Consider the following 12,416-nt stretch of genomic DNA (forward strand, 5'->3'; position numbering starts at 1 on the left):
GAAATACTTGTTTATTTAATCGTTGCAGATGCTTTGGGTAAAATTAAATTTAATATGATACCTGCTAATGCTGCTAAGGCCATACCTTCGATTTCTAAGTTGATACCTACGCCATTTAAGTTAAAGACCAAATTACCTATCCCGATAACCAATATGACTGATGCAATAACAAGGTTTCGGTTACTTGCAAAATCTACTTCACTTTCTACTAACATCCTCAAACCACTTGCTGCAATGATACCGAAAAGTAATATTGATACGCCTCCCATAACAGGTGTTGGTATAGACGAAACGAGCGCTGTAAATTTTCCAACAAAACCGAGGATAATTGCTATCACTGCAGCCCCTCCAATTACGTATATACTGTAAATCTTTGTGATTGCTAAAACACCAATATTTTCACCGTAAGTAGTACTCGGGGGGCCACCTATGATACTTGCAAACATCGTTGACACACCGTCACCAATAATCGATTTATCTAATCCAGGATCTTTAAAGAAATTTCGTCCTACTATTTTATTAATAACCATTTGATGTCCAATATGTTCACTTACAGTTACAAAAACAATCGGTATTAAGACAAGTATCAATCCAAGATGTATCGACGGTGTATAATCTTTAAATGGCAAATATACTTCTGGAAATTGTAACCATTTCGCTTCAGCTACGGGCTTAAAATTAACAAGTCCCATAAATATCGATACCACATATCCCGTTATGATTCCTATCAATACCGGTATCAAAGACAAGAAACCTTTAAAGTAACCTTGGACAATAATAGTAACAAACAAAGTAATTATCGCTACCACTAAATAACTTAAGTTATAACCTTTCATCTCTCCAGAGTTTTCAAACATAGCCATATTAACTGCGGTTGGTGCAAGACTCAAGCCAATGACCATAATTACTGGTCCTACTACAACTGGTGGCAACAAGTGCATAAGCCACCCCGTCCCACTTAATCTAATTGCTAACCCTATAAGCACATACATAACGCCGCTCATAAATAATGCCATTAACATGTCTCCAAGGCTATGCGAATTCAAACCAGTAATAATCGGTGTGATAAACGCAAAGCTTGATCCTAAATAGGCTGGTATTTTCGCTTTTGTAATCAAAATATATAGTAAGGTTCCTATACCAGATGCTAATAATGCAGAAGATATAGGTAATCCTGTTAAAAACGGTACTAATACTGTTGAACCGAACATTGCAAATAAGTGCTGTGTACTTAAAAATGCCCATTGTCCTAATTTAGGTCGTTCTCGTACATCTAGTACTGGTTTGGCTGTTCGTTCGAACATTGTTTCGTTCTCCATGTTTTTACGCTTCCTCTCATAAAAAAATCTCTTTACATTATATTCATGTAAAGAGACTAAAAAGTATCTACCCTCTGCCTTGAACTAAAGTACCTCACACTTCAAACTACTTAAGTAGTTTGTCATATGCGTATACTTAAACATCCAATCAAATGGTATGAAGAGAATGTTATAGCGTGTGCTTTATCGCTATAATATCTCATGTGGTTAATTATTTTATTTCACTATCATAGATTACCACACGATTCCCTCCCTTTTTCAGTCTCTCGTACTGAATTAAAAGGTTTTAAATTATTCAATTACTACTGCATTTCGGCTATCAATTTCACTAAGAAAAACCGAAACAGCTTCTTCTCTAGCAGTAGGGATATTTTTCCCAACAAAATCTGCGCGTATAGGCAATTCTCTATGCCCTCGATCAATAAGCGTGGCAAGCCCAATCTTTTTAGGTCTCGCGTACTGCAATATTGCATCTAATGAGGCTCTTACTGTACGTCCTGTGTATAAAACATCATCAACAATGATCACGACTTGATTTGTAAGGCTGACGCCGATTTCGTATGTTTTTTCGTTTGCCTGTTCTGTCGTTTGCTCAAGATCATCTCTAAATTGAGTGACGTCAATCGTACCAGTTGGCACGGTTATCTCCTCAATTTGTTCAATTTTTTGCTGTATACGATGTGCTAGAAACGCACCTCTTGTTTTAATACCTAGTAAAATCAAATGATCAGTACCTTTATTATATTCTAAAATTTCATGAGCGATACGTGTAATTGTTCTTTGAATGGCTGATTCATCCATGATAACGCGTTCTGACATTTTTAGGCACCTACCTTAATCTTAATAATATAAAAAACCTCATATCTTTAGAAGACATGAGGTTAACTAATAAAATATTACAAACAAAGTATCAAGAGACATATCTGTGCGTTTAGATGATTTCTCCTGCATAACATGGTGTCAATCTACTGTTATGCTTTTATCGTGTTATTTCGTAGACTACGAGAATTTTTAGCAATTAACTTACTAAAATTTTTGTTTGTATATTCTATTTTCATTACATGCCTTCGAAGCCTCTCTGGACTTTCATTTAAAGACGTTCGTTCTTTATTAAACTGTCACTATATTATCACGAATCACCTATCGTTGCAAGCACTATTCGAAGATGCACCTTCTTTTTGTTAATTTAAATATTTAATTATATTAAAAAAACTTTAAGCGGGCCATATATGGACTGCTTTGCCGTTAACCAAATAGCATAACTATAGTAAAAACCCCTCACTATTCGTTTAGTAAGGGGTCGATTCATCATTTTTCAAATCCGAGAGGACAGAAATCTTATTTTTAATTTAATTATCTGATTTTCGTATATCATTTAATAACTGTTCAAAATCATCTGGTAATGGCGCACTTTTTTCTATATATGCCTGTGTCACAGGATGCTCAAAACCAATTACTGCAGCATGCAATGCTTGACCACCAATGTCTAGTGTTTTCTTCTGACCGTATTTTGGATCGCCGACTAAAGGGTAGCCAATATATTTCATATGCACACGAATTTGGTGTGTACGACCAGTTTCTAATTGACATTCGATTAAAGTGTAATTGTTAAAATGTTCGAGAACATTAAAATGCGTAATTGCGTCTTTGCCATCGTCCACGACTGCCATAGATTGACGATCGTTTTTATTTCTACCAATCGGTGCGTCCACAGTACCATAATCGTGTGGAATATTACCGTGAACTAATGCAATGTATTTACGCGTCACTGATTTATCTACCAATTGCTCTACTAATCCGCGATGTGCCACATCATTTTTAGCTACCATTAATAAGCCAGATGTATCTTTATCAATACGATGCACGATACCTGGGCGTATCTCCCCATTAATACCTGATAAATTTTGCATTTGATACATTAAACCGTTGACTAATGTATTCGTATAATGCCCTGCTGAAGGGTGAACAACCATACCTTTAGGTTTATAAACAACCGCTACATCATTGTCTTCATAATATATGTCAAGATTTAAATTTTCTGGTTTAATATCTGCTTCGACTACTTCTTTTTCAGTGACTACAATGCGGTCATTTAATTTTGTTTTATAATTAGATTTAATTACTTTATCATTAACTTTAACAAGCCCCTCTTTAATCCAATCTTGCATTTGGGTCCGTGACCATTCATTGTTAAATTCGGGCAACACTTTATCAATACGTTGTCCTGCGTTAACAGCGTTTTCTATTTTAAACTCATGCATCTCCATACATTACCTCTCCTATTCTTCTGTTTTCATATCTTTCAATAAAGCGATTATAATCAATAATACGCCTATAGTTAAACTGGAATCAGCTACGTTAAATATTGGAAAATTATAACTAAATATATAAGTATCTACGAAGTCTACAACTTCACCATTTAATACACGATCAATAAAGTTGCCTAGAGCGCCAGCAAACAATAAGCTTATAGCAACTTGCATTAATAAATTATGTTTCGCTTCTTTTATATAAAAAACAATAAGCACGATGAGTATGACTACAGTTATAATATAGAAAAATGCCATTTTACCACTTAAAATGCCCCACGCTGCGCCACTATTTCTATGTGAGGTGATGTTCAAAAAATTAGGAATAAGTTCAAATGAATCACCAATTTGCATTGTTTTAGTAATGATGTATTTTGTGATTTGGTCTAATATTAATATAACGATTGTTATAAATAAAGAAATACCAATATAGTACTGACGTTTCATGTCTGTACCTCCTATTTATTCTACGTGCGATCGCTTTTGATAACAACTCTCATTATATCCTAATCAAACCTATAAAAAAAGTTACAGTTTCAATAATGTTCTAACTTTTTAAAATCGTTCTTGTGCTATTTTTCATTTTAAAGCACAGAATAATAATTAAATCTAAATTGAATACCATCAGGTCCAGTTAATAATGTATGTGTCGTTTCTGGAAAATGAAAATCTACGCAAGCTAAGCCATATGTTCTGTTATTTTCTATTCTTTTTATGCTTGATAACCAATTATTAACTACAAGATGCTGATGATATCCATTTGAAGCTAAATAAACAGCACTATTCGTTTCTTCAGATGATGGTTCTAAACCAAAATAGTTTTTATAATATTGTTTGACTCTGTTGAGTCGAACCGTTTTTAAATTAATATAACCTATGATGCTTTTATCAGGAATACCTTGCCATTTATCATCTGATACATGTGTTAATAATTTAGGTACATTTAATGGCTTGGTTTCTAAAATTGCCTTTTCATTTTCAATAGACCAATCTTCAATCGGATTATCTACATAAAACTCCAAGCCATTCCCTTCAGTATCTTCCAAATATAATGAAGTTGAAATGTCGTGTTCTCCACCATTGATTGGTATTTTATATTCACTCAATTGTACAAGTAAGTCAGCTAAATCTGTTTTAGATGGTAATTTAATGGCTAAATGAAATAAACCAGCTTCTGAAATTAATGGTTCTCTGCCCATATCAATCTGGTTTAATGTTACAAAATGATTGAGATTACCAATTTCATATTGCATGGTAGAATATGACTCATTGACTACATTCAGTCCAATGATATCACCATAAAATTTCTTCATTTCTTCTTTATCTCTTACATTTAATAAGATGCCATTTACAAAATGTGCACTTTCGTTATGGAACATATTTAACACCTTTCTAATTGCTTATTGTTTCTATTATATACGAATCACTAGATTAAAAATTTTAATTTGCTCACTTAAAATAAAATTTTTCAGTTTAGATAAATTTTTAGTTAAATGCTTATATAAGCGAAAAAGAGAGTCTGAAACATAAGAAATGTCTCAGACTCATCTTTGTTATTAGCAATAGTTGTTTGGTATGAAAATAAGCTTATATCAAGCTATATTTCTTTCAAGGCATCTATGCTAGGAACATATCGAAACCTTTTTAAACACTGCGTTTTCTATCCTATTCCTCATTTCACATATTATAAAATAAATGTTATTTGAATAACACTTAAACAAGTGTTTTAACTACTGCTTGGCAACGTGGACATAGATTATCTAACTCGCCTACAGCGCCTAATGCTTCACTATAATTCCAACAACGTTCACATTTTTCACCATGTGCATGTTCAATACGGATATCTCCATATGGATATGATTCGCCATTTTCAACTTTATCTACTACTTCTGCTTGAGAAGTAATAAACAATTGCTGTAAGTCAGAAAATTGTTGTAAGAATGATGTAGCATCAAATTGATCGTTATTGCCGATAATGACTTTTGCTTCTAATGATTTTCCAATGACTTTCTCATTACGCGCAACTTCTAAAGCACGATTCACATCATCACGTAATTTCATAAATGTATTCCATTTTTCCATAAATTCGGTGTCTACTTCTACGCGTTCTGGCATACGGCTTAAATGAACACTTTCTTCCTCAACGTGTGGAATATGAGACCATACTTCTTCAGATGTATGCGCTAAAATAGGCGCTAATAATTTCGTCATATCTACTACGATTTGGTATAACACCGTTTGCATACTACGACGTTTATGTGCATTTTGCGCTTCGATATATAAAATATCTTTACCATAATCTAAATAGAAATTACTTAGTTCAACATTGATAAAGTTTTGTAATTCTTGATAAATATCTAAATAATCATAGTTATCATAGTTGTCTAATGTATGAGCAGTAAATTCGCGTAATCTATTTAATAAATATTTATCTACTTCTAATAAATCTGCTTCAGCTATTGCATCCGTTACTGGATTATAATCATTTAAGTTACCTAACATAAATCGTAATGTATTTCTAACTTTACGATATACGTCAGACGTTTGTTTTAAGATTTCATCCGAAATACGAACATCTGATAAATAATCAACACTACTTACCCAAAGACGTGCGATATCTGCACCTTTTTGTTTCACAATTTGGTCAGGCACAATAACATTACCTAATGACTTACTCATTTTTTTACCTTCCCCATCCATAACAAATCCGTGAGAAAGTAACATTTTGTATGGTGAAATGCCTCTTGTTGCAACAGAAGTTGTAATTGAAGAGTTAAACCAACCGCGATATTGGTCACTACCTTCGAGATATAAATCTGCAGGATAAGATAGTTCAGGACGTTCTTCTAATACACCGCGATGTGACGAACCTGAGTCAAACCAAACATCCATGATATCTGTCTCTTTCGTAAATTCACCATTAGGACTACTTGGATGTGTAAATCCTTCAGGTAATAAATCTTTTGCATCGCGTTCAAACCAGACGTTTGAACCATGTTCTTGGAATAAATCTGCAACATGATTAACTGTTTCTTTAGTCATAATGATGTCGCCATTTTCTGCGTAAAATACCGGTAATGGCACGCCCCAAACACGTTGACGTGAAATGACCCATTCACCACGATCTCTTACCATGTTGTAAATACGCGTTCTGCCCCAATCAACTTTAAAGTGCGTATTTTCGATTGCATCTAAGATATCTTGACGTACTTTATCAATAGACGCAAACCATTGTGGCGTTGCACGGAAGATTACAGGTTTTTTAGTACGCCAATCATGAGGATAACTATGTGTCATAAATTCTAATTTTAATAATGAACCGTTCTCTTTTAAGAGATCCGTAATTTCTTTATTCGCTTTATCATAGAACATACCTTCAAATTGTCCGGCTTCTTCAGTAAATTCGCCTTTGTCATCCACAGGACTAATAACTGGTAGATTATATTTTTGTCCAACAACAAAGTCATCTTCCCCGTGGCCAGGCGCTGTATGAACACATCCTGTACCAGCATCTGTTGTAACGTGTTGTCCGTTTATCACTAGTGAAACTCGATCAACAAATGGATGTTGCGTTTCAACGTATTCTAGTTCTTTCCCTGTGAATTCTCTTTCTAATACAATGGCATCTTCATCCCACTCTAACGCTTCAGCAACACTAGCTACTAAATCTCTGCCGATAATGTATTTTTCACCATTTACGTTATATTGACCATAAGCTAAATCTGGATGCACTGTGATTGCTACATTGGATGGTAATGTCCATGGTGTTGTAGTCCAGATTACAAATTTTGCATCTTCATCTACAATACCTTTGCCATCTTTAACATCAAATGCCACGTAGATAGAGGGTGAACGCTTATCTTGATATTCAATTTCTGCTTCTGCTAGTGAAGATTCACTGGATGGTGACCAATAAACTGGCTTTTTACCTTTATAAATAAGACCTTTGTCCGCCATTTCACCAAATAAACGGATTTGAGCAGCCTCATATTCAGGTTTTAATGTGATATATGGATTCACAAAATCACCTTTAACGCCAAGTCGTTTAAAATCTTTTTTCTGATTTTCAATTTGTTCTAATGCGAACGCTTCACATTTTCTTCTGAATTCAGCAATTGACAACTCTTTACGTTTAACACCCTTTTTAGTAAGTGCTTGCTCAATTGGTAGACCATGTGTATCCCAACCTGGAACGTAAGGTGTATAGAATCCTTGCATTGTTTTATAACGCGTAATAAAATCTTTTAGTATTTTATTTAGCGCATGCCCCATGTGTAAACTTCCATTCGCGTATGGTGGACCATCATGTAAAATATAATGTGCGTTACCTTTATTTTGTTCTAGTGCTTTTTGATAAATATTTTGAGCATCCCATTCTTCTTGGATTTTTGGTTCTTTATTTGGTAAACCTCCACGCATTGGGAACTCCGTTTTTGGCATTAATAACGTATCTTTATAATCCATTTCCTACACTCCTTATGACAATATTCTGGCTAAATTTATTTTTAACAATAAAAAGAACTCTAAGTTCAATTAACAGGGACGATATTCACCGCGTTACCACCCTGATTAACTCAACTTAGAGTTCTCTCATTGCTTATATTTGGTTAAAACACCAGTGATATAAAAAACAAACATATATTAGGCTCACACTATCCCTAACTCGCTTTGATATATTGACTGTTTCTTACGCGTCTGCTGTTCATTATTTATTCTCTTTATCATTTGATGTTTCATCAGCTGTTGCTTGCGCATCTGCCTCTGCTGTACTATCGGCTTCTGCTCTTGCTTTCATAGCTTTTTCTTCATCAGTTAATTCATTTTCGTTTAAATGGTTAATATTTTCTTGAGTTACTTGTTCAGAATCAAGATCATAATTTAATAAATAATCCCAATCGTCATTTTTGAGTAAATCTAATTGCGCTTCTACTAACATGCGAAAACGGGATCTGAATATTTTTGATTGACGTTTCATATCCTCTGTTTGGAAAGAAAGACGACGTGCCTTTTCAACTGCATCATTGACAATGCGATCAGCTTCACTCTTAGCTTTAGCAATTGTTGCGTCAGCTTCTTTGTTTGCTGCTTCTTTTGTTTCTTCTCCAGCTTGTTTTGCTTGAATTAAAGCATCACTCACAGATTGATGTACATCTTTATAAGATTGAATATTCGTTTCTTTATCTTCGATTACTTTTTCTAATTGTGCTTTATCTTCTTTTAAACGTTCAATTTCATTGCTAAGTTGTTCTAAATAACTTTCAACTTCAGTTGGTTCCAAACCCGTTTTCACACGTGTAAATGTTTTGTTTTTTATTTCACTTGGTGTAAAAGCCATGCGCCCGTGTCCTCCTTCTATAATACACTATTTTAGTATTTCATTAAATATAATAAACAAAATTTCAATTTTTATACATTCGGTTTCATGTTTTTTCATTTGTTATTCATTAGATAATTTCATTTTACGTTCTATAAGTATAACTTATTTAAATAAAGTTTTGTAGGAAATACGAATTTTATCTTTTTTTGTTTTTCCACCAATATCGGTAATCATTGCTCGCCCATACCCTTGAACAGATAATAAATCGCCTTGATCTAATTGAAAATCAACTGAATCAATAATGGTATGATTGACTTTGACACGCTTTTTCTCTATTAACTGTTTACCAATAGAACGAGATTTACGAATAATTTCTTTTAATACAACATCTAATCGCAAACCGCTCACAGTCGTATCAAATGAGCGCCAATGCTCTTTTGATTGTATCATATTTTTTACAGGTATAGCATTTAGTTTGACTGTAGCGCCTTTGATTTTATTTAATTCTAACATAATATAAGATTCCAACTGTTTTGTCAAAGTAAATTGTATACGATTATCTATCAAAATATCACCTAGTTGGTCTCTTTCAATACCTAACGACATAATAGTACCTAATATATGTTGATGCTGTAGCGTAACAAATTTTTGAGGATAATCGATTTCAAATAAACTAATCTCAAAATCTTCAGCTTCTGGTCGGAAATATTCTGGTGCGATAATAGCTCTTTGCCTCTCTGCAAAAGGCCCGCCGTAAAAAGTAACTTCTAAATCTTGAAAACTGCCGACAATCACATTGAGAATATATTGTCCGCGTGGATCTAAAAAAGATGTTAAAACAGGAGCATATTGTTCATTTGCTTGCTTAGACTTATCTATAAGTTGATCCATTAATTCATGTTCTTCTTTTCTAAAATGTTGATAAATATCGATGATACTTCACCCCAAATATAATATAAAGCACCTCGCGTTTTTAACGTTAGGTGCTTGGCATTCATTTTATACATTAGTTTTCATAAAACGCTTATGTTTCAATAGTCATTTATAGAAGAGATTACGCTAAAGAATTGATTATAAAGTTAAAAATATTTGCCAATCCCATTCTAAATAAAACTAAAACAACAATCGCCACAATGGATGAAATATCAATCATGCCAATTGGCGGGATAATCTTACGGAAAGGTTCTAAAAACGGTTCATATATTTTTGTTAAAAATTGACCGAATTTATTTTCACGTGCACCCGGTAGCCATGACATAAAGAAATATACAATCATTCCATAATAATAGATTTGAACCAAGAATAAAATAAATTGAAATATATTTGCTAATAAACTTAAATCCATTATTATTTACCTCTATTCGCCTTGGTATTCCATATTTTCAATCTGGTCTGTGATACTTCCTGCAACTTCAACATTATCTGGCGTACATAAGAATATATCAGAGCCAACACGTTGAATATCTCCACCAATTGCATAAACAGTACCACTTAGAAAATCAATAATTCTTTTTGCAGACACTTTATCAATACGTTGCAAGTTTACTAAAGTTGCTCTGCGATTTTTTAATTCATCTGCAATATCTTGTGTATCTGAAAAGACACGTGGTTCAAATAAACACATTTTAGAACTTTCTTGGGCAAAGTCATAATTGTTTTGATCTTGATTATTCATGTTCACCACGTTCCTAGTATTATTTTTAGGTGCACTGTTATTCATCTGATACTTCCTTTCACCCGTTGATTGTTGTAATCTTGTTGGTTGTTTTTTGGGCACGGACTGTAATCGTTGTCTTTCTGTATTATCAGTTTGTTGGTTATTATAATTTGTCTGAGACTGTGCTTGTTGTTTATTTTGTTGATGATTCTGTTCTTCTTCTGGTGGCGCTTTTAAATCGTCATCTTCTTCTTCAACTACGAAAAAACCACTAAATAAATCTTTTAAAGCCACGGGGCTCACTCCTCTTTTCCTACAAGTTTAGTCCCAATTCTCACAAATGACGCACCTTCTTCAGCTGCTAAATGGAAGTCGTTACTCATCCCCATCGAGAGCTCAGTACACGGCGCATGATTTAAATTGAGCGCTTTAATTTCATCTCTTTTTGCTCTTAATAATTTAAATAATTTTTTAATATACGGCGCATCATCCGTAAATGGTGCCATTGTCATAAGACCAATTACTTCTATATTTTCAAATTGCTCTAAACGCTTGATAAATGTCTCAACTTCATCTAAAGCAATACCTTGTTTAGACGTTTCTCCGGAAACGTTCACTTGCACAAAGCATTTCACTTTATGTTCTGCTCTTTTATTAATTTCTTTAGCTAATTTCAGACGATCTAATGCATGGAAATAATCTATCTCGTTGATGACATCTTTTACTTTTCTTGTTTGTAATGAACCGATGAAATGCATGGTAACATCGTCTGGTAAAGCTGATTTTTTTTGTTGAAAACCTTCTAAACGGTTTTCACCAAACTGTCTAATTCCTGCATTATAAGCATCCTTAGCTCGCTCTATTGTAACATACTTTGTCACTGCTATCACGTCTGGCAATGTTGAAATATTACCTTTTTTACAATGCATTTCTAACTGCTCATTAATCTGTTTTAAACTTTGTTGTACGTCCAATTTCTACACACCTCTTTGTTATTGACCAATATAAGCTAACATACGACCTGTATCGCCTTTTTCAACTCTATATGAAAAGAATAAAGATAAATCTTCTGATGTCGCATAATTTGTAATATAAATATTATCTTTTGGAACACCGTCATGCTCTAATAACATAGCATTTGCTTTTTTCAAATCAATGCCATGACGATTTTTACCTCTTGTCTCTATATACTGATGGATATCAATCGGTAAATCCTCAAACTGATGCTTGATATCATCATTAATTTCATAAGAATTAGAGGTCGCTGGCCCAACAACAACTTTCAGATCATTTAAATCAAACGGTATATGTTTCACCATTTGATTAACAATTTGTCCAACTGTGCCTTTCCAACCTGCATGTGCTAAACCTATATATTGATGTTTTTCACTGTAAAAATAAATAGGTACACAATCTGCATAGCACATTGTAAGTAAAACGTCTTTTTCAAAGGTATAAAAACCATCTACGCCATGTAACTCATGAGTAAGACAGTCGATGTTGGCGCCTCTGTCTTCTTGATTAACTTCAACCACTCGATTTTCATGTGTTTGAATCGGAAAAACCCATTGCTCTCTTGGAAATTGAATTATAGAAGCTAATAATTCTTGATGTTTTGTAATGTTATCTTGATTATCGTCAATATATCTTGCCATATTGAATGCATTTCTTGGATAATCGCTTAATCCGTCTTCTCTTGTTGTTATACCCAATTTCACATGATTTAATTGTTCCTCGTCATATTTGAGTATATGACGATCTTTGATAAATTTATCTTGCATGTTATAAACCTCCAGCTGTTCCAACACTTACTT

12 protein-coding genes are annotated in these 12,416 nt (G+C 33.6%); all 12 read right to left on the reverse strand.

Features of this window, described 5'->3' with window-relative positions:
• Positions 1-11: 11 nt before the first annotated feature.
• Positions 12-1,319 carry a uracil-xanthine permease family protein gene (locus IEU88_RS08180; RefSeq protein WP_103372931.1) on the reverse strand — a complete coding sequence of 436 codons (1,308 nt, stop codon included), beginning with the start codon at positions 1,317-1,319 and terminating at the stop codon, positions 12-14.
• A 291-nt stretch (positions 1,320-1,610) separates the two neighbouring features.
• Positions 1,611-2,138, reverse strand: a complete 528-nt coding sequence (gene pyrR, locus IEU88_RS08185; RefSeq protein ID WP_103372930.1) for a bifunctional pyr operon transcriptional regulator/uracil phosphoribosyltransferase PyrR — start codon at positions 2,136-2,138, stop codon at positions 1,611-1,613.
• 530 nt (positions 2,139-2,668) lie between these two features.
• Positions 2,669-3,586 carry an RluA family pseudouridine synthase gene (locus tag IEU88_RS08190; RefSeq protein WP_103372929.1) on the reverse strand — a complete coding sequence of 306 codons (918 nt, stop codon included), beginning with the start codon at positions 3,584-3,586 and terminating at the stop codon, positions 2,669-2,671.
• Between the two features lie 12 nt (positions 3,587-3,598).
• Entirely contained in the window at positions 3,599-4,075 is a 477-nt protein-coding gene (gene lspA / locus IEU88_RS08195) for a signal peptidase II (RefSeq protein ID WP_096810328.1), read from the reverse strand.
• Positions 4,076-4,212: 137 nt separating this feature from the next.
• Positions 4,213-5,007, reverse strand: coding sequence for a VOC family protein (locus IEU88_RS08200; protein ID WP_096810329.1), 795 nt, complete (start codon positions 5,005-5,007; stop codon positions 4,213-4,215).
• 334 nt (positions 5,008-5,341) lie between these two features.
• Entirely contained in the window at positions 5,342-8,092 is a 2,751-nt protein-coding gene (gene ileS / locus IEU88_RS08205) for an isoleucine--tRNA ligase (RefSeq protein ID WP_103372928.1), read from the reverse strand.
• A gap of 241 nt (positions 8,093-8,333) precedes the next feature.
• The gene (locus tag IEU88_RS08210; RefSeq protein WP_096810331.1) at positions 8,334-8,963 is read right to left on the reverse strand and encodes a DivIVA domain-containing protein; all 630 of its coding nucleotides are present in this window, start codon (positions 8,961-8,963) and stop codon (positions 8,334-8,336) included.
• Between the two features lie 144 nt (positions 8,964-9,107).
• Positions 9,108-9,881, reverse strand: a complete 774-nt coding sequence (locus tag IEU88_RS08215; protein ID WP_497462943.1) for a YlmH/Sll1252 family protein — start codon at positions 9,879-9,881, stop codon at positions 9,108-9,110.
• A 118-nt stretch (positions 9,882-9,999) separates the two neighbouring features.
• Positions 10,000-10,290, reverse strand: coding sequence for a YggT family protein (locus tag IEU88_RS08220; protein ID WP_096810333.1), 291 nt, complete (start codon positions 10,288-10,290; stop codon positions 10,000-10,002).
• Between the two features lie 12 nt (positions 10,291-10,302).
• Entirely contained in the window at positions 10,303-10,896 is a 594-nt protein-coding gene (locus tag IEU88_RS08225) for a cell division protein SepF (RefSeq protein ID WP_096810334.1), read from the reverse strand.
• A 5-nt stretch (positions 10,897-10,901) separates the two neighbouring features.
• On the reverse strand, positions 10,902-11,576 hold the full coding sequence (locus tag IEU88_RS08230) for a YggS family pyridoxal phosphate-dependent enzyme (protein WP_103372926.1): 675 nt from the start codon (positions 11,574-11,576) through the stop codon (positions 10,902-10,904).
• An 18-nt stretch (positions 11,577-11,594) separates the two neighbouring features.
• The gene (gene pgeF / locus IEU88_RS08235) at positions 11,595-12,383 is read right to left on the reverse strand and encodes a peptidoglycan editing factor PgeF (RefSeq protein WP_103372925.1); all 789 of its coding nucleotides are present in this window, start codon (positions 12,381-12,383) and stop codon (positions 11,595-11,597) included.
• Between the last annotated feature and the right edge of the window lie 33 nt (positions 12,384-12,416).

The organism is Staphylococcus nepalensis (genome assembly GCF_014635045.1).
GTDB lineage: Bacteria > Bacillota > Bacilli > Staphylococcales > Staphylococcaceae > Staphylococcus > Staphylococcus nepalensis.

Excerpts from the sequence above, each read along its gene's own strand:
- IEU88_RS08180 (WP_103372931.1), bottom strand. The coding sequence starts at position 1,319 with ATGGAGAACGAAACAATGTTCGAACGAACAGCCAAACCAGTACTAGAT.
- pyrR (WP_103372930.1), bottom strand. The coding sequence starts at position 2,138 with ATGTCAGAACGCGTTATCATGGATGAATCAGCCATTCAAAGAACAATT.
- IEU88_RS08190 (WP_103372929.1), bottom strand. The coding sequence starts at position 3,586 with ATGGAGATGCATGAGTTTAAAATAGAAAACGCTGTTAACGCAGGACAA.
- lspA (WP_096810328.1), bottom strand. The coding sequence starts at position 4,075 with ATGAAACGTCAGTACTATATTGGTATTTCTTTATTTATAACAATCGTT.
- IEU88_RS08200 (WP_096810329.1), bottom strand. The coding sequence starts at position 5,007 with ATGTTCCATAACGAAAGTGCACATTTTGTAAATGGCATCTTATTAAAT.
- ileS (WP_103372928.1), bottom strand. The coding sequence starts at position 8,092 with ATGGATTATAAAGATACGTTATTAATGCCAAAAACGGAGTTCCCAATG.
- IEU88_RS08210 (WP_096810331.1), bottom strand. The coding sequence starts at position 8,963 with ATGGCTTTTACACCAAGTGAAATAAAAAACAAAACATTTACACGTGTG.
- IEU88_RS08220 (WP_096810333.1), bottom strand. The coding sequence starts at position 10,290 with ATGGATTTAAGTTTATTAGCAAATATATTTCAATTTATTTTATTCTTG.
- pgeF (WP_103372925.1), bottom strand. The coding sequence starts at position 12,383 with ATGCAAGATAAATTTATCAAAGATCGTCATATACTCAAATATGACGAG.